This is a genomic window from Streptomyces sp. NPDC048257 (assembly GCF_043201855.1).
Taxonomy (GTDB): Bacteria; Actinomycetota; Actinomycetes; order Streptomycetales; family Streptomycetaceae; genus Streptomyces.
In genome coordinates, this window is the sequence record NZ_JBICZI010000027.1 from 17,843 (window position 1) to 33,743 (window position 15,901).

Here is a 15,901-nt window from a genome sequence, read left to right on the forward strand (position 1 = left end):
CGGGGGTGGGTTACGGCAGGCCGGTGAGCACGATCTGTCGGTAGTCGACGGTGCCGGTACCGGCGTTGACGCGGTGCAGCATGGTGACGGTGAGGGTCTCGCCGGGGACCAGGCCGGTCAGCAGGTAGCTGAGGCCGACGGGGAAGTTGTTCGTCCCGGCGATGATCAGCGCGGCGGTGTCGTTCTCGGTGTATTTGGTACCGGTGGACGATCCGACGGCTCGCCAGGACGTGATCGTGTTGTTGGCCGCCGAGTTGCGCTGGGTGGCCCGGATATCGACCCGCACCCAGCCGGATGCCGGGACCACCACCGTGGTGCTGAACGCTCCGCCGGTGGCCAGGTTGCCGTAGCCGGTGGCGGTCGTGGTGCGGCTGGTGGTGTCCTCGACCTGCGAGGCCAGGTACGTCTCAATGGCCGCGGTGAGGCGTTGTGCGGCGCGCCGGTGTGTGCCCACGAGTGTCTCCTCAGTAGGACAGGATCGAAGGTTGGGCGAGGCGCACGTCGGCGCCGGCGAGATGGGCCTTGACGACGGCGTTGACGGACCGCGTCACGGTGAACGTCTGGGGCGAGGAGGCGCCGGAGACCGCGGTGACGGTCATCACCTCCCCGCCGACGCGGATGTCGAAGGGGAGGTCGCCGGCGGCTGTGGTCCAGATCGGGCCCGTCGTGGTCGCCACCGACAGGGACGTCGCCGTGCTGCTGACGCCCGAGACGAGCGTCGAGCCGGCTGTGTCGAGCCGGCCGAGGACCGGATCGTCGCTAACGGCCACCGTCCACATGCCGGCCGGGCTGCAGTTGAGGACGAGGTCCCAGCGGCCGGGCGGGCGCAGGGTCTCGGTGTAGCCCTCGACGATCAGGTCGATCGGCCCGGGCGGCAGCCACTCGGGCGGGTTGATGATCTGGATCCGGTCGCCGATCTCGAGGGCCAGGACCGCGGGCATCAGCTGGGCCGGGATGGCGGCCATGTTGATGCGCACCGTGGGGTAGCGGGCCTCGCCCCAGGTGCCCATGTGCAGGAGCCAGTCCGCGATGGGCTCGGGCTGGCTGTCGTAGCGCAGGTTCAGGGTCCGTGAGTCGTCGTACAGGCCGACCCCGGCGGGCGGCGGGTTGATCGACCGGGGGCCCGTCTCGTCGACTGCGCGGGCGGAGGTCCCGCCGACGCGGTTGACGATCCGGTCGTTGCGGATGCGCTGGTCGTCGGGCGTGGGTTCCAGCGGCGGGGAGACTTCGCCGCGCGCGGCGTAGTCCAGGGTCAGGGCGACGGGCTGGTTGTAGAAGTTGGTCCGGGCTTTGAAGGCCAGGCCGAGGCGGTCGCGGGATTCGTAGAGCAGGCCGAGGTCCGCGGCGGCGCACTCGCCGAGCAGGGTCAGCAACTTGTTCGGGCGCTGGGGGCCCAGGGGCGTGCCGGAGTAGTTCGCCATGACGGGGACGGACTCCTCGGTGCCGAGCCGGATCAGCCGGGTGCTGGCCTCCTCCCCGCCCCAGCCGTTGTCGCCGAATCGGTACACCGCGGTGCTGGAGCTGGGGAACACGCCGAGGTGCCCGATCCGCAGGTCGGCGGCGAGCGTGCCGAAGGTGGTGTTCACGGAGGTGACGATGCCCGCGGTTCCGGCGACGGTGGACCCGGCGACGTAGCCGGGGCCGTCGACGACGTCCCAGTTGATCTCGTAGCGGACGTTCCCGCCAGTCTCGGCCGCGGTCAGGCCCACCCCGGTCCAGTGCCCGTGGAAGTCGCTCTCGCCCACGGTGGTGGTGAACAGGACACCGCCGGCCGAGTTGTAGCCGATCATCTCCAGGAAGCCGGGCTCGGCGGTGAACGTGATCCGTTTCGCCGTGCCGGTCGTGAAGAACTCGAGGTACTTCGTGACGCTGGCCGGCGCCGCCGGGGAGTACCCCACGTAGGCGACGTGCCACTGCCCTGTCGGCGTGTACGCGGGTACGTTGCCGCGCATGGTGGCTGCGGCGGCGATCTTCGGCAGGGAGGACGAGCCGGGCAGGGTGTCGTCCGTCTCGAAGGAGAAGCCAGTGACGACCAGCGGGTCGACGCCGGGCAGCGGCGAGTAGCCCTGGGTGGCGTTGCGGCCTTCCTCGAGGGGCCAGTAGGCGACGGGCGCGCCGACGGCGGGGATGCGGCGGCGCAGGGTGGAGGCCAGCGGCTTGACGCCCTGGCCCAGTCGGCGCAGGATCCCGGCGGCCTCGACGGGGACATGGATGTCGCGGCCCGCGACGTCCCCGCGGGTGGGCCAGGCGGAGACCTCGGCGTGCAGCCGCCACTCGCGGTTGGTCACCGTCCCGGCGCCGGCCACGCTCCATGTCCGGCCGGCGGAGTCGGCCCAGCTGGTTGTGCCGACGGCCTTGGCGCGGACGTCGGGGGCCGCGACGACCGACCCGCCGATGCCGGAGCGGACCTCTGCCCGGTGCAGGCGGCCACGCCACGGCAGCCGGGTCTCCGACGTGGTGACCTGTGTGGGGGCGATCTCCAGCGGTGCGCTGCCGCTGTAGATGCTCGTTACGCCCGCGATGGTCACGGTGGTGATGAGCGTCCACGTCCCGGACAGCGACGTCGACCAGTAGAAGGAGACGGTCCAGCCGCCGGCGCCGTTGTTCACGTCGAGGACGGCCCGCAGTGCTGCCCGGCGGGGCATCTGCGGCAGGTCGACGAACGCGAAGAACGCGCCCGCGGACAGGCCGGTGGGCGACCACACGAAGTGCACCTGCCCGGCCGTGATGCGCATCAGCCAGCTGCGGTTGCCGTCGATGGCCGACCACTTGCCGATCAACGTCTGGGGTGTGGTCAGGTACCAGTCGGCGGTCAACTCGACGCGGACGTCGATGTCGCCGACGATGTCGAGCGAGGCGTGATCGGGGGTGGTCAGGACGTCCCCGGACACCCCGGTCGACGCGAAGTAGCTTTCGGCGCCGTCGACCGACATCCGGATCGGGGTGTTCGGCCCGATCCGCCCGTAGTTGACGGAGCGCGGGTTGTCCGGGGAGAACTCGACGTCCCGGTTGTTGAGCTGCAGGCGGCCCTTGCTCGGGCCGACGGCGGAGTCCTCCTCACGGCGGCCGCGTTCGATCACCACCGGGGAGCGGGAGTACACCTTGTTGGAGATGTCGCTCCACACCCCGGCGATCTGCGCCTCGGTCCGCAGGCTGTAGGCCACGGCGGTGCTCCTTAGAAGTCGGGGCTGAAGTAGCCGTCCGCGTCGCCGCCGCCGTCGATGCGGACGGACCTCTTGATGGCGGTGGCGAACGCGGAGTCGACGGTGGAGTCGATGACGAGGCGGGCCACGACGTCCTGCCGGCCGCCACCGCCGGCGCCGGAGACGCCCACGTTGACGTTGTGGGGGATCTCGGAGGTGACGCCCTGCAGGGTGCGGCGCAGGGCGGGCAGCCCGTCCTCGACACCGCCTACGAGGCCGGTCATGAGGGCCTCGCCGGAGGGGGTCAGCAGCCTCATGTCCAGGGACATGGGGCCCTTCCAGTCGGGGATCATGTTCGTGATCGTGGAGAAGCGGCGCTGCAAGGAACCGATCATGCCGGTGACCCCGTCGATCAAACCCTGGACGATGCTGCGGCCGGCGCCCAGGAGCAGCCCGCCGAGGTCGCCGACGGACCGCTGCACGGCGCCGGGGATGCCGCGCACCCAGGCCAGCATCGCCTCGCCCCGAGCCCGGGCCTCGGTGGCCATCGCACCGAAGTACGCGCCGACCCGGCCGGGCAGGGCCGCGAGCCAGTCGAACCGGGCCATCCACTCCTGGATGGACTCCTCGACGTTCCCGCTCACCCAGTCCATCGCCGCACCGACGCCGTTCTGGATGTCCTCCCAGTGGTCCAGGAGGAACTGCGCGCCGGTCCATGTCATGAACAGCTCGCCGAGCCCACCGAACCCTGTGGAGAGCTTGTCCCACAGCCAGTCCCAGGCGGCGCCGACCGCGTCCGTCGTGGCCTTCCACGCGGTCTGGAACCACGTGGTCTTGGTCGCGATCAGGACGATCACGGCGATGAGGGCGACGATTGCGAGGATGATCCACGTGACGGGGTTGGCGAGCATCGCCGAGTTCATCGCCCACTGCGCGATAGCCGCGATACCCATGGCCACCGCGAAGATTGCGAGCGCGGCCGCGATCGCCTTGAAGGCCTCGGGGTGCTCCTTCGCGAACCCGGCGACCGTGGCCAGCGCGGGGCCCAGGAGCTCGCCCAGGCTGCTGGAGAGGGACCGGACGATGGAGTCGTAGGCGTGCATCGGGTCGGCGGCCAGGGCCTCCTCCATGGAGGCGGCCGCGCCCGCGGCGTCGGCCATCCCGGAGGAGGCCGCCGCGGTGGCCGGGTCCATCGCCCACAGAGCGTCGGCGCCCTCGCCCGCCATGTCGCCGAACAGCTCGACCGCCAGGGCGCTCTGCTCGCCCTGGTCCTTGACCCCGCGCAGGGCCTCGATCGTCCGCTGCAGCGCGGCCTTGGCGGGCGCCCCGCCCTTGTGGATCTCGTCGAGCATTTCTTTCGCGGGCAGCTTGAGGCCCTTGAACGCCTCGGAGGCTTTGTCGGTCTCCTCCGAGGTGATGCGCGCGAACTCGTGCAGCACGTCACCGGCTTGGTCGATGTCCCGGCCGCCGGCCTTGACGTACTGGGACATCATGCCCATCGCGTCCTTGGCGTCCAGGCCGATGCGGGACCAGTGCTTGCCGTACTCGTTGATAGCGGCCGGGATGTCCTCCATCATCGACTTCGGCAGCGTCTGCGCGGCCTTGGTCAGGACGTCGAATGCCTCCGTGCCGTCCTTGACCAGCCCGGTATTGATCATCACTCCGGCGGCGGTCGACGCGTCCGCGATGTCGATCTCGAACGTCTCGGCGAGCGCGAGGCCGGCCCGGGTCATCTCCTCGAGCTCGGCCGTCCCGATGTTGCTCATCCCGCCGAGCGAGGAAGCGACCGCGCCGATCCCCTCGTTCACCTCGGCGATCGACTCGCCGAACCCGGCGTTGAAGACGTCGCCGGCGACGTCGCCCGCGCGCTGCGCTTCCTCCTTGGTGAGGCCGAGCTGGGCGGTCAGCTTCGCGTTCGCCGAGCTCGCGTCCATCGCGGCGGCCAGGCCGACCGCGAACATGCCGCCGACCGCGGCGCCGGCCGCCGCTCCGCCGATGCCCATGAGGGAGCGGTCGACCTGATCGGCGGCGCCCTGCGCGCCCTGGGTCAGTTCATCGCTGTTGATCCCGAGCTCGACGAGGAGCTCGGCCAGAGTCTGCGCCATCGGACTGGCCCTCCTTGGTGAGGTCGCGGCCGCCCATGGAGCGGTTCATGGTCTTGACGGCGGCGAGCATCTCGGTCCAGTCCATGCGCGGGCGCCCGGCGGCGCGGTCCCACTTGGGCAGGAAGTCGGTGATCTTCGCCTTCCGGCCCTTGCCGCGGTTGGCGTTGCTGACCGTGGCGGCGAGCACGGCCATGAGCAGGTCGTCGCGGGCCTGCCCGATGGTGCCGGTGATCTGCTCGTAGGCGATCCACTCGGTGAGCTCGGCCGAGGAGTGCGTCGCCAGGAGCTCGGCGACGGACACGCCCTTGGCGAGGGCTAGGCGGAAGTAGAAGGCCCGCTCCGGGCGGGCTCGGAGTTTCCCGCCGCGACCTCGACAGCGTCCTTGCCCAGCCCGGAGATCTTCTGCGCCTGGGCGTACAGGCGGGTGATCACCTTGCCGTTGCGGGCGCCGAGCGCGGCGACTTCCTTGTCGGTGTAGAGCCGCTCGAAGTCTTCGCCGACGATGCATTTGGCGAGGAGCCGCGCGGACTTCTCCTGCAGGTTGACCCCGGCGACCTTGCCGGTGGTGCCGACGCGGACCATGGAGGCTTCGTAGGCGTCGCGTTCGGTGCCGGACAGGGCCAGGAGGCGGACCTCGCCGCCCCACTCGGGGACGGGGACGTCCTCGTAGATCCGGTCCTCGGCGGTGTCGATCTGTGCTCGGGTCAGCAGGGCCACGGCCGCGCCTCTCTCTCGATGGGGTGGGGGTCAGGAGATCGTCGGCTTGCCGGACACCTTGAACGTCAGGGTGGCGGCCAGCTTGTCGTCGTAGGGTGCCTCGGGTTCGAACCCGGTCATCACCGCTTTGATCGCCCACGTGGTGGTGTCGTCGTCGGGGAAGACGACTTGGTAGTTGCGGGGCGCGTCGTCGTCGAAGTCGCCGATCAGCGAGTCGTGGTTGGCGGGGTCGTAGTTGACGTCGAGGGAGACCTCGCCGCCGTCCTTGAGGCCGCCGATGAACTCCATCCACTGATCGGGGCTGCCGTGGGTGGTCACGTCGATCGTCTCGCGGGACAGGCCCGGGCCGGAGATGTTCGTGATGTTGGCGAGCGCGGTGAAAACTTCCGGTCCCGCGCCGTCGCCGCGCTTGAACTGGGTGCCGAATCCGTCGATTCCAGCCATAGGTCTACTCCTGTTCGGTGACGATGCGGAACCGCATCGGGATGTGCCGGATGTCCCCGGGCGGTTCCGGGTCGGTCAGGGTCTGGGAGAACTCGAACCGTGTGCTCACGTGGTGCAGTTCGGCGATCGTGAGCGGCTGGTGGTCGAGGAGCGCGGTGATCCGGGCGGCGATCCGCTGGCCGCGTGCGTGCCCGCGGTACTTCGACCAGACGTGCAGGGCGAGCGTGGTCTCGCGGCCGAACCCGCCGTGCCGGTTGTCGGGGATCTCGGTGGCCTCACCGATGACCACGTAGTCGAAGGCGACCTTCTCCGGGACGAAGTCGTACACCCCGGTGATCAGCGCCATCAGCGTGGCGTCGCCCGTAAGGAGGGCGTACACGGCCGCCTGGACGGGACCGAGGGCGGTGGGTGCGGTCATCGGGTCGCCCGCCGGACTTCGTCGGTGATCCGGGTGACGATCCGGCCGCGTTCGACCTCGAGGGAGGGGCCGAGCGCCGGGTTCGCGGTGATCTTCCGGGTGCCGTGCTCGTGCAGGGTGGCGTAGGCGGCGGTGTCCGCGTCGCTCCACCCCACCTGGGCGGTCAGCCCGGACTCGGAGTAGGTGATGTCCACCTTCTCCCGCAGGTTGCCGGTGTCGACGCGGACGGCCTGCTGGGTGTCCTTCTTCACGGACTCCGCCGAGTCCCGCACGGCCCGGCGCAGCGCTTCCTTGATCTCCTCGGGCAGCTCGTCCAGGCGCTTGGCGAGCTCCTCGAGGCCGGTCACGCGCACGGTCACGGCCACGGCTACCTCCTCTTGCGCAGGTCGCGGCGGATGGTGGCGAGCTCGCCGGCGATGGCGAGCAGGGCCCACGCGATCGCGTAGGTGGTGCGGGTGTCGTGGAGCTCGGCCTCGGCGCGGGCGAGGCAGGTCTGCGGCTCGGGCTGCGGGCCGTCGGGGTCGGCGGCCATCAGGTGCCGAGTTCGAAGGCGGCGACCTTGACGGAGGTGACGCCGTCGTAGGTGATCGCGGCGCGGCCGGTGGTGCCGCGGAAGACGTTCGACAGCGGGATGCAGCCGGTCTTGCCCGCGGCGACGGTGAGGGTGACGTCGGCGATCGCGACGCCGGACACCTTGCCGGGGGTGACGATGGTGACGGTGTGCGGGGCGGCGTCGCCGTTGAAGACGCAGAGGAAGCGGTTCGTGCCGCAGGGGGCGGTGTCGCCGCCGCCGGCCGCGGCCACGGCGGTGGTGTCCAGGGTGGCGCCTCCGGCCACGGGCACGACGGTGAGCGCGAGTGCGGCCACGTCAGACTCCTTCTCGTTGCATCAGCTGGCAGGGGGCTTTGCGGTAGACGGGGGTGGAGGGTTCGACGACGGCCAGGACGCGCAGCACCTGGGCGGTGCCGAGCCGGTCGGTGCCGCGCAGCTCGTCGCCGCGGCGGACGTCGGCGCCGGGCAGCAGGAACACGGTGTGGTCGTGCTGGCTGCCCGCCTGCGCGGCGAGCATCCGGTCGGCGTTGGAGGGCTGGTCGACCTTGGCGCGGACGGTGCCCTGCAGGACGAGGGTGGTGTCCTGGCCGCCGGCGCCGTCGTCGGAGGTGATCGGCCGCCACACCTGCAGGCGCCGGTTGAGGTGCCGGCCGGGGCTGATCACCGCGACCGCGCCAGGGAGATCCCGCCGCCGAACCGGGCGGCGAGCCGCTCGGTCCAGGAGGCGGAGAGTTCCATCTCACTGATCCGGCCGTCGGCGGCGTAGGTGACGGCCCAGTCGCCGAGCCGCTCGGAGGTGACGGTCTTCCCGGCGGCCAGGCCGGAACCGTCCTCCTGCGCGCGGTAGGAGACCAGGGCGGCCGCGGCCATCCTGCAGACGAGGTCGATGATGTCGGCGGGGACGGCGGGCAGGCCGTGCGTGTAGGTCGCCTCCACCTCGGAGGGGCCGTCAAAGCCGGTCCAGCCCGCCGCCCGCCACAGCATCCCGGACCGCAGCCGCCAGTCCGTCGCCGTGACGCCGTCGATCTTCACCGTGGCGACGGAGGAGACCGGAGCGCCCGGCAGCCGCAGCCACTGGCCCGCCTCTCCCTCGAGGGTGACGGTGGAGGTGGTCGTGCTGATCGGGGTTCCGGCCGCCTCCCGGACGGCGGTGGAGGCGACGTCGAGGTAGACCTCGGTGATCGCCGTCTCCTCGGGTTCGACGGCCAGGCCCCGCTTGGACAGATCCTCGATCCCGGCCAGAGGGGTCAGTGCCATGGGGGCCTCCCGCCTGTCAGCTGACCATGTCGATCAGGTCGGCCTTCGTGTAGTTCGCGGCGTCCTCGGCGGAGTGCAGGCCGGACGCCACGACGTAGGCGATCCACTCCGACTTGGGGGCGTTGACGCCCGGGCGGGCGGCCCGCGGCGCCTCCGGCACGACGGCCGGGTCCGGGTCGTCGCCGGGCGGCGCAGGCTCGGGGTCCTTGCCGGTGCCGCCCGGGCCGGGCTCCGGCGGTGCGGGCGGGCGCGCGGCAGCGGGCGTGTACGGGGAGCCTTCGGAATGGACGCGGACCAGCAGCCCCGCCTCGTACCGCTCGGCGATCCCCTCGGGCAGGGGCAGGTCCATCGCGATGATGGCCCCGCCCTCGCCCCGGACGTAGATCGTCTCGGCCATGTCAGGTGTTCCTCGGGACCTTGAGCGCGGTGATGGTGCCCGTGGTCGTGCTCGATTCGATCGTCATCGAGCCGTCGTTCTGGACGAACCGTCCGGACTCGAACGGGCCGATGAACTGGACGGTGCCGAACGCGACGGTGACGGCCAGGTCGCCCTGCCCGGCGGCGAGCGCGGGCGGGTTGTCGCCGGCCTTTACGGTCAGCGTGAGCGCGGTGTCGTCGTCGGTGTTGGACACCCGCAGGACGGTCAGCTCGGGGAACGCGTTGGCCAGCTGCATGTTGTTCGTCGGCGCCGCCACCAGCGTGGTGCCCGCGGGCTGCGCCAGGTTGGAGTTCGGGACGAGGTTGGAGTAGCTGAGCTGTGTGGTCGCCATGAGTCATGTCTCCGATCAGGCGGCGGGGTTGATGAACGCGGCGGCCAGGTGGTCGGGCCTGATGACCTTCGCGCCGTACAGGGCCAGGCCCTTGACCGCGTCCGAGAAGCTGGACTCGGGGCGGTAGGCCTCGGTCTTGTTCAGCTGCTCGGCGAAGGTGATCGCTTCCTTCACGCCGGCCATGACGACGGTGGTGTCGCCGCTCGGGACGGGGCAGTTGTTCGACTCGTAGATGTCGAACCCGGCGGCCCGGCCGACGAGGCCGTTGCGCAGGCCCGCGTCGGTGCCCGCGTTGTCGGCCTTGATGAAGCGGTCGTCCAGGAGCAGCGATCCGTAGCCCTCGGGCGGGACGATGACGTACCGGCCGGCGGTCGGCACGTCGGCCTTGGTCAGCTTGGTCCGCAGCGGCACCAGGATCTTGTCGTAGAAGTGGGTCGGGTTGGTGTACGTGTCGATGGGGGAGCCGACCACGTTGAGGAAGTTCGACGCCTGGATCTGCGTGTAGAGGCCGGCGACGTACTGGTCCATCACGTCGGCCAGCCCGTAGGCGGCCTCGCTCATGGCCTGCGGCACCAGGGCGCCCTTGGCCTGCCGCTTGTCGACGTCGTCGACCATGAACGCCCAGTACTTCGACTGGTCGACGGTAAGGGTGCGCTGGCCGGTGGTCAGCTTCTCCGGGGTGATCACGGTGGAGCCGGGCACGTAGGTGCCGATCGCCGGCCGCGAGACGGTGGTGATGCGGACGGTGTCACCCGCGTCGCCGATCTCGCCCTCCCAGTCGCGGTTGACGACGTTCGGTGCCGCGTAGACGAGGGCCTTGCGGGTGGCGACGAGGAGCTTGCTGCTCCAGATTTCGGGAACGAAGTTCCGCACGGTCATGGTGGCCTCCTGGCCTACTTGCCGCCCATGAGGTCGTCGAGCCGGCCCTCGTCGCGGGCGCGGTCGATCTCCTCGGCGGTCATGGATTTGAGGTCTGCTCGGGTGAGCTGCTTGGGCCGGGACGCCTTGCGCGCCGCTCCGCCGTCGCCAGTGCCCTGGAACCTCTTGGCCGGTGCGGCTGCCAGGTAGGGCTTGGACTTGATGAGGTCCTGGATTGCTTCGGCGACCTCGTCTTCGTCGAGGTTGCCGTCCTCGTCGACCTCGAACTGCTCGAGGTCGAGGAACTTGTAGGCGTCGGCCGGGTCGGCCAGGACGCCCTTGGCCGCGGCCTTCACCTCGGAGCGGATGATCCGGGCGTTGGCCTTGGCGACCGCGTCCTGCTCGGCCTGGCGGCGCATGGTGGCGGCCTCGTCGGCGCCGTCCTTCTCGGCCAGCTGCTGCTCCAGAGCCTTGGCCCGGTCGCGCTCCGCCCGCCACTTCCCCTTCATGGAGGCCAGCGCCCGCTTGCCCTTGTCGCCGAGCTCGTCGGCGCCGGCCGGGTCCGCGTCGTCGCCGTCCTTCCCCGCGTCGGCGTCGGGGTCGGTGTCGGCGTCCTGGCCGTCGTCGCCCTTGCCCTCGTCGCCGTCCTGGCCGTCGTCCTGGCCGTCGTCGTCCTGGTCGCCGTCGGCGTAGAAGACGGGGGAGAACGGGCCGGACGGGTAGGGGTGGGCCCAGCCGGGCGCGTGCGCGCGGGCGTGGCGGGGCAGGGTGGATCGCTGCATGGGGTGCTCCCGTTGCGGGGTGTGGGCGCGTGCGCGTTGCGCGCGTGCGCGGGTCAGAGGACGTAGCCGTTGCGCCGCAGCAGCCGGATCGCGTGCTCGCGGTCGCCCTTGGCCTGGCGGTAGATCTCCTCGGGCATGAGCCGAGGCGTCTTGGCGGTGCGGTACCGGTTGCCGGGCAGCTTCTCGAAGTCCTTGCGGCGCTGCCCGGCCAGGCCGCGGCGGGTGATGCCCTCCGTGGTGGCTTGCACCGTGCGTCCGAACACGGTGGCCGAGGTCATGCCGCGGCGGGCGTTGACGACCTGGCCGATGTCGGCGCCGGCCGCGATGGCCTTGACGGCGGCCTCACCGAATATGCGGTGCCGCTGCCGTGCGGACATCGCGGCGTATACGTCCTCGGCGCTGGTGGGCTTGGGCCGGTGGTCGCGTGTGACGGGCTCCATGCTGCAGTGACAGCGCGGGTGCCGGTCGAACGCGGTACTGACCCCGTATTCCCGTCCGGCGAGGACCACGCAGCGGTTGCACGCGCCGGCCTCGACGACGCGGACGTAGGAGGTGATGGCCGGGCGGGAGACCATGCCGACGGAGTCCGCGGCGCGGCCGGTGTCGGCGATCGTCGTGCGCACGATGAGGTCGAGCAGAGCCTGCCCGCGCGCCATCGCGTGCACGACCGGGACGCCGGCGGTGACCAGGCGCAGCGCGGACCACATCGGGGCCATCAGGACGTCCGCGAGGGGCAGTCCGTTGCCGGTGACCCCGACGAGCGAGGACGGGACGAGGCGGTCCGAGGCTGCCCGGTCCTCGTCGTCGCCGAGCAGGGACTGCAGCCACGGCTCCGTCGCCGAGGCCGCGGCCAGCTGCCCGCCCCCCACGATGGTCACCACGTTCAGGAGCAGCCCGAGCCAGGAGGCGTGGATGTTGTCGCGGTCCACCCGGCCCCACAGCGCGCGCACGCCCCGCGATGTCGCGGCGGCCAGCCGCGCCCGGGCCTCCATGTGCGCGACGGGATCACCCGGCGGCGGCACGGTCCGCCTCCTCGGCCTCGTCCTGCTCCTGGTCGTCCGGCCCGTCCGGTTCCTCCGCGGGCGGGCCGGACGCGCCGGGCTGGTTGGCCATCATGCGGGTGATCTCGGCGACCGGGTCCGCCTCGATCTCGCGCTCCCGCATGGCGATCACGGTGGCGACCTCCGTGGGGGTCAGGCCATAGCGCAGGGCCAGCCACTCGAAGGGGAACCCGAGCTGCTTCAGCTTCAGCAGGGCGTCGGCCATCTGCGCGTGACTGCGGGACTCGGTCTCGGCCCACAGCACCCGGCCCGAACGCATCGCGTCCGCCTTGGCGTACTCGCCCTTGGCCAGGAAGATCAGCCGCGCCATCTCGCGCAGCCCCTGCCCGAACCACAGCGTCTTCTCGTCGCAGCGCTTGACGAGGCCGGTCTCGGCGGCCAGCAGCGTGCCCTCGCCGATGTTGGCCATCTTCCCCACCAGGTAGTGCTGCGGGGTGCGGGACTGCGCTGCGACGTGCCCGACGGCGACCTCGATGATCCCGGTGTGCATGGCCAGGTTGGCGGCCTGCCACTCGGCGATCCGCGCGTCCTTACCGGTGATCCACGCGACCCGGTCCACCTGGAACTTCTCCAGGTCCACGGGCTGCTTGCCGATGATCTCCCCGGCCGCGTTCAGCTTGGGGATCATCGGCCGCTCGGCGCCCATGATGACGCGCTGCGGCCAGGACGCAGCGTCGGACGCGGTGAACAGGTGCGCCCAGATGAGGTTGATGGCGTCCTGCATGGCGATCACACCGGCGACGTCGCTGATCGGGTCCTCGACGAGCATGGGCTTATTGGGCAGCTCCACCATCGGGACGACACCCATGGGGTTGGGCTGCGGGTTCGGCTCGTCCCTCATCTCCCGCGGCCGCCACCGCTTGAACTCCTCGTCGACGTCGGCCATCTGCGGCGTCTTGTCCTGCCGCTGCAGGGGCCGCCGGAACTTCCACACCTCATCGGGCAGGTACAGGGTGGCGTAGTCCTCGCCGCCGTCCTGCCACCTCTTCAGCGCGGCCCGCCGGTTACGGCGGGAGCCGGCCTCGTAGGCGATGACGCACTGGGTGGCGTCCTCGAAGGTGACCACCGGCATGTCCGGGTCGTTCGGGTCGCCCCAGACCAGGACGAACGTGCGGGCGCCGGTGATCGCGCCGAGGAACCCGAGCTGCGAATCGGCGTCCAGGCCGTTGACCTGCCACACCTTCCACAAGTCCTTGTCCGCCGACAGGTCGCCGTCGGCGACGAACCCGGTGACGACCAGGCGCTCCACCGGGGCGTCGGCAACGACCTGCACCCAGTTGTCGGAGAAGTCCTTGTAGCGCTCACCGTGGAACTTCGCGAACTCCTCCGAGGCGAACTTCAGCCGGCCCTCACCCCGGTAGTAACCGTTGTGCGTGTCGATCGGGCCGCGCCGCCGGATGAGCTCGCTCTCGAGCAGCGCGACGAGCCGGAGGGCTTCGTGCTCTGTGGCCATGGGTCCCTCCTCAGCTGCCGTAGTAGTAGGAGTCGTCGCGCTCGGCCAGGCCGGCCGCGATGACATCGCCCAGGGCCTCGTGCGCCAGGACGGACGGGATGACGGCGTCGATCTTCTGGGGCGGTGACGCCTTGCGCAGCACGTACCGGTCCATCGGCCGCGCGGCCGCGCGCGCGTTCGCCAGATGACTCGCGGTGATCTCGCAGCCGTCGTGCGTGAACGCCGCCCCCGCGCTGTTGCGTTTGATGACGTCGGTCTTCAGCCGCTCGCAGGCGGAGTGCATCTGCACGATGCGGCGGGTGTGCCAGCGGATGACGCGCTCCTCCCCGTACAGGTCGACCCACTCGTCGATCTCGGTGTCCCAGTACGGCGGGTCCGCGTACAGGCGCACCACGTCGTAGCGGTTCATCAGCTGGTCCATCGCGGCCCGTACCTCGGCGCGCGGGACCTGGCCGTCGTAGTCGGCCGGGTTCCAGATGGTCGGCTCGTCCTCCGGCCCGTACACCGGCGTGAACTGGTAGCCGTCCATCGTCTCGGCCCGGATCGCCGTCCAGTCGTCCGAGTCCGACCCGTCGAACCCGAGGACGATGCGGGTCGTCGGCCGGACCCGGCGCGGCTTCTCCTTGGCCGCCCATTTCGCGACGTCCAGCCACGACGCGGAGCCGGCCACGCACCGGTTCCCGAAGAACCGCTCGGCCTGCGCCTCGTCCTTCTCCATGATCTCGGCCGCCTCGGCCTCGATCGCGTCGAGGTCGACGTGCGCGGACCCGGCGTACACGATGCTGTGGATCTTCCGCCGCTGCCTCTTGTCCTTGTACGACAAGGACTTGGGGGCCTGCGGGTGGTACCGGAAGATGTCCTTGGCCTTGGCCTCCGACGTCGTCTGGGCGACCGAGTTCTCCGACGGGTCCCAACCGTTGGTGGTCTCCATGGAGCGGCCGCCCATGCCTGCGCAGCCGCGGCGCTGCGTCTCGGCGACGCGGCGCAGCTTGTTCGCCGTGTTGTACAGGCCGGTCTCGTCCTGCAGGGCGAAGATGATCGGGTTGCCGAGCCGGGACAGCGCCGAGGACGTCACGACATCGATGCGGCCCTCGTCGCCGACGCGGGTGAACTCCTCGCCCACCCGCATCCGGCCGGCCAGCGCGCCGAGTTTCACCATCGCCTGCAGGGGCCGGTAGACGTTGGCGACCTGGTCCTCAGAGGTGGCCGTCAGCTGGATCAGCGGCGTCGGCCACGGCACGCCCATGGGCTCGCCCGCGCGGTATTCGTACCACCAGCCGCAGTCGCAGCCGTGATCCGCGCACTCGTACCGCTCCCCGCCCTTCGCCCAGCCGTCGAACACGACCGGGCCCGCGGCCTCGGCCAGGACCAGGGCCGCCGACCACGGGCCCTTGCCGGTCTTCTGCGGGGCGACGACCTGCGAGCGGCGGTAGTGGAACGCCGGCGCCAGCTGCCCCACCCGGGCGCGCGGCTTGACCCGGTAGTGGTTGACGGTGCACCACAGCTGCCACGGGTACATCTCCATGCGCTCGCCGCGGCGGAACCCGTCCGGGACGGGGCAGTGCTCCTCCATCCAGTCCGCAACCACCCACAGCGTCGGGAAGTCGACGACGAACTCGGCGGCCGCCTCACGCCCCATCGCCACTGGGCACGACCTTGAGCCGGTCGCGGGCCGACGCCCGGCGCACAGCGGGAGCCGGGGCGCTCTCGACGGGCTCCGAGACGGCCGGGGCGATCTTCCACCGGTTGCGGAGCATGCCCTGGACGCTCAACCCGAGGCTGTCGAGGTAGCCGCGCACCATCTTCTTGATGTCGACCCGCGCGTCGGGCCGCTCGGCCTCCGCCAGCGTCCGGACGAACAGCGCCACCTCCAGCACCTGGCCGAGCTCCTCCCACATCAGGGCCTGCGGCTTCTCCCACAGGTCCAGCCACACCTCGTACTCGCGCTCGGTGGCCTCGGTCAGGGGCCAGTCGGGCGCCTCGCCCGGCCGGCCGTCGGCCGGCAGGGTCCGCCAGCCCGCGGCGTCGGTCTTGCGCGCGCGCCGCAGCGCGTTCGGGTCGGGGGCCGGGCCGGACACGGCGCGGGCTCCACCACGGGGCATGTTGATCACTCCTCGGCCGCGTTGCGCGGCACCGATCGACGTCACATTGCGTGACTGCCGGGGACCCTTTGAACCTGACGGACTTCCCGGAGCCCTCCCCCGCGTCTGGGCCCCCCGGGGCGGCCGGAGTCACCCCCCTGGGTCGGTCACAAAACGTGATCAGAATCCCCACGTTTCCTGAGCCGTCTTCCTGCTGTGATGCCGCTTGCTCATGGCCTGCCAGTTGGTCGGGTCAAAGC

At 71.1% G+C, this 15,901-nt stretch carries 20 protein-coding genes; all 20 read right to left on the bottom strand.

What is annotated here, in order from left to right; genetic code table 11:
• Positions 1–10: 10 nt before the first annotated feature.
• Genes ACGFZK_RS32420 through ACGFZK_RS32515 form a run of 20 tightly spaced genes read right to left on the bottom strand, consistent with a single transcriptional unit; the run spans position 11 to position 15,662 of the window.
• Positions 11–454: a hypothetical protein gene (locus tag ACGFZK_RS32420; RefSeq protein ID WP_393852421.1), complete on the bottom strand. Its 444-nt coding sequence runs from the start codon at positions 452–454 to the stop codon at positions 11–13.
• A 10-nt stretch (positions 455–464) separates the two neighbouring features.
• Positions 465–3,164 carry a hypothetical protein gene (locus ACGFZK_RS32425; protein ID WP_393852422.1) on the bottom strand — a complete coding sequence of 900 codons (2,700 nt, stop codon included), beginning with the start codon at positions 3,162–3,164 and terminating at the stop codon, positions 465–467.
• An 11-nt stretch (positions 3,165–3,175) separates the two neighbouring features.
• Positions 3,176–5,248 (bottom strand): phage tail tape measure protein, encoded by a 2,073-nt coding sequence (locus tag ACGFZK_RS32430; RefSeq protein ID WP_393852423.1) that lies wholly within the window; start codon positions 5,246–5,248, stop codon positions 3,176–3,178.
• Positions 5,196–5,549 (bottom strand): hypothetical protein, encoded by a 354-nt coding sequence (locus ACGFZK_RS32435; RefSeq protein WP_393852424.1) that lies wholly within the window; start codon positions 5,547–5,549, stop codon positions 5,196–5,198. Before ACGFZK_RS32435 ends, ACGFZK_RS32430 begins: the two co-directional genes overlap by 53 nt.
• Before the next feature lie 14 nt (positions 5,550–5,563).
• Positions 5,564–5,965, bottom strand: coding sequence for a hypothetical protein (locus tag ACGFZK_RS32440; protein ID WP_393852425.1), 402 nt, complete (start codon positions 5,963–5,965; stop codon positions 5,564–5,566).
• Positions 5,966–5,995: 30 nt separating this feature from the next.
• Positions 5,996–6,409 carry a phage tail tube protein gene (locus ACGFZK_RS32445; RefSeq protein WP_393852426.1) on the bottom strand — a complete coding sequence of 138 codons (414 nt, stop codon included), beginning with the start codon at positions 6,407–6,409 and terminating at the stop codon, positions 5,996–5,998.
• A gap of 4 nt (positions 6,410–6,413) precedes the next feature.
• Positions 6,414–6,827, bottom strand: coding sequence for a DUF3168 domain-containing protein (locus ACGFZK_RS32450; RefSeq protein ID WP_393852427.1), 414 nt, complete (start codon positions 6,825–6,827; stop codon positions 6,414–6,416).
• Positions 6,824–7,192, bottom strand: coding sequence for an HK97-gp10 family putative phage morphogenesis protein (locus tag ACGFZK_RS32455; RefSeq protein WP_393852428.1), 369 nt, complete (start codon positions 7,190–7,192; stop codon positions 6,824–6,826). The genes ACGFZK_RS32450 and ACGFZK_RS32455 overlap by 4 nt, the downstream gene beginning before the upstream one ends.
• 2 nt (positions 7,193–7,194) lie before the next feature.
• Positions 7,195–7,359, bottom strand: a complete 165-nt coding sequence (locus ACGFZK_RS32460; RefSeq protein WP_393852429.1) for a hypothetical protein — start codon at positions 7,357–7,359, stop codon at positions 7,195–7,197.
• On the bottom strand, positions 7,359–7,694 hold the full coding sequence (locus ACGFZK_RS32465; RefSeq protein ID WP_393852430.1) for a hypothetical protein: 336 nt from the start codon (positions 7,692–7,694) through the stop codon (positions 7,359–7,361). The genes ACGFZK_RS32460 and ACGFZK_RS32465 overlap by 1 nt, the downstream gene beginning before the upstream one ends.
• A gap of 1 nt (position 7,695) precedes the next feature.
• Positions 7,696–8,043, bottom strand: a complete 348-nt coding sequence (locus ACGFZK_RS32470) for a head-tail adaptor protein (protein WP_393852431.1) — start codon at positions 8,041–8,043, stop codon at positions 7,696–7,698.
• Positions 8,040–8,636, bottom strand: coding sequence for a hypothetical protein (locus ACGFZK_RS32475; RefSeq protein ID WP_393852432.1), 597 nt, complete (start codon positions 8,634–8,636; stop codon positions 8,040–8,042). The genes ACGFZK_RS32470 and ACGFZK_RS32475 overlap by 4 nt, the downstream gene beginning before the upstream one ends.
• A 16-nt stretch (positions 8,637–8,652) precedes the next feature.
• Positions 8,653–9,033 (bottom strand): hypothetical protein, encoded by a 381-nt coding sequence (locus tag ACGFZK_RS32480; protein WP_393852433.1) that lies wholly within the window; start codon positions 9,031–9,033, stop codon positions 8,653–8,655.
• Between the two features lies 1 nt (position 9,034).
• Entirely contained in the window at positions 9,035–9,406 is a 372-nt protein-coding gene (locus ACGFZK_RS32485; RefSeq protein ID WP_393852434.1) for a hypothetical protein, read from the bottom strand.
• A 15-nt stretch (positions 9,407–9,421) separates the two neighbouring features.
• Positions 9,422–10,285 (bottom strand): P22 coat protein - protein 5 domain protein, encoded by an 864-nt coding sequence (locus ACGFZK_RS32490; RefSeq protein ID WP_393852435.1) that lies wholly within the window; start codon positions 10,283–10,285, stop codon positions 9,422–9,424.
• Positions 10,286–10,299: 14 nt separating this feature from the next.
• Positions 10,300–11,046, bottom strand: coding sequence for a hypothetical protein (locus tag ACGFZK_RS32495; RefSeq protein WP_393852436.1), 747 nt, complete (start codon positions 11,044–11,046; stop codon positions 10,300–10,302).
• A gap of 53 nt (positions 11,047–11,099) precedes the next feature.
• Complete coding sequence (locus ACGFZK_RS32500) at positions 11,100–12,068, bottom strand: hypothetical protein (RefSeq protein ID WP_393852437.1); 969 nt, start codon at positions 12,066–12,068, stop codon at positions 11,100–11,102.
• The gene (locus tag ACGFZK_RS32505; protein WP_393852438.1) at positions 12,052–13,560 is read right to left on the bottom strand and encodes a phage portal protein; all 1,509 of its coding nucleotides are present in this window, start codon (positions 13,558–13,560) and stop codon (positions 12,052–12,054) included. The genes ACGFZK_RS32500 and ACGFZK_RS32505 overlap by 17 nt, the downstream gene beginning before the upstream one ends.
• 10 nt (positions 13,561–13,570) lie before the next feature.
• Positions 13,571–15,199, bottom strand: a complete 1,629-nt coding sequence (locus ACGFZK_RS32510; RefSeq protein ID WP_393852507.1) for a hypothetical protein — start codon at positions 15,197–15,199, stop codon at positions 13,571–13,573.
• Positions 15,189–15,662 (bottom strand): hypothetical protein, encoded by a 474-nt coding sequence (locus ACGFZK_RS32515; protein ID WP_393852439.1) that lies wholly within the window; start codon positions 15,660–15,662, stop codon positions 15,189–15,191. Before ACGFZK_RS32515 ends, ACGFZK_RS32510 begins: the two co-directional genes overlap by 11 nt.
• Positions 15,663–15,901 lie beyond the last annotated feature (239 nt).

Bases quoted from the DNA above. Each gene is read 5' to 3' on its own strand.
- ACGFZK_RS32430 (WP_393852423.1), bottom strand. From the start codon at position 5,248: ATGGCGCAGACTCTGGCCGAGCTCCTCGTCGAGCTCGGGATCAACAGC.
- ACGFZK_RS32445 (WP_393852426.1), bottom strand. From the start codon at position 6,409: ATGGCTGGAATCGACGGATTCGGCACCCAGTTCAAGCGCGGCGACGGC.
- ACGFZK_RS32450 (WP_393852427.1), bottom strand. From the start codon at position 6,827: ATGACCGCACCCACCGCCCTCGGTCCCGTCCAGGCGGCCGTGTACGCC.
- ACGFZK_RS32460 (WP_393852429.1), bottom strand. From the start codon at position 7,359: ATGGCCGCCGACCCCGACGGCCCGCAGCCCGAGCCGCAGACCTGCCTC.
- ACGFZK_RS32475 (WP_393852432.1), bottom strand. From the start codon at position 8,636: ATGGCACTGACCCCTCTGGCCGGGATCGAGGATCTGTCCAAGCGGGGC.
- ACGFZK_RS32480 (WP_393852433.1), bottom strand. From the start codon at position 9,033: ATGGCCGAGACGATCTACGTCCGGGGCGAGGGCGGGGCCATCATCGCG.
- ACGFZK_RS32485 (WP_393852434.1), bottom strand. From the start codon at position 9,406: ATGGCGACCACACAGCTCAGCTACTCCAACCTCGTCCCGAACTCCAAC.
- ACGFZK_RS32490 (WP_393852435.1), bottom strand. From the start codon at position 10,285: ATGACCGTGCGGAACTTCGTTCCCGAAATCTGGAGCAGCAAGCTCCTC.
- ACGFZK_RS32495 (WP_393852436.1), bottom strand. From the start codon at position 11,046: ATGCAGCGATCCACCCTGCCCCGCCACGCCCGCGCGCACGCGCCCGGC.
- ACGFZK_RS32505 (WP_393852438.1), bottom strand. From the start codon at position 13,560: ATGGCCACAGAGCACGAAGCCCTCCGGCTCGTCGCGCTGCTCGAGAGC.
- ACGFZK_RS32510 (WP_393852507.1), bottom strand. From the start codon at position 15,199: ATGGGGCGTGAGGCGGCCGCCGAGTTCGTCGTCGACTTCCCGACGCTG.
- ACGFZK_RS32515 (WP_393852439.1), bottom strand. From the start codon at position 15,662: ATGCCCCGTGGTGGAGCCCGCGCCGTGTCCGGCCCGGCCCCCGACCCG.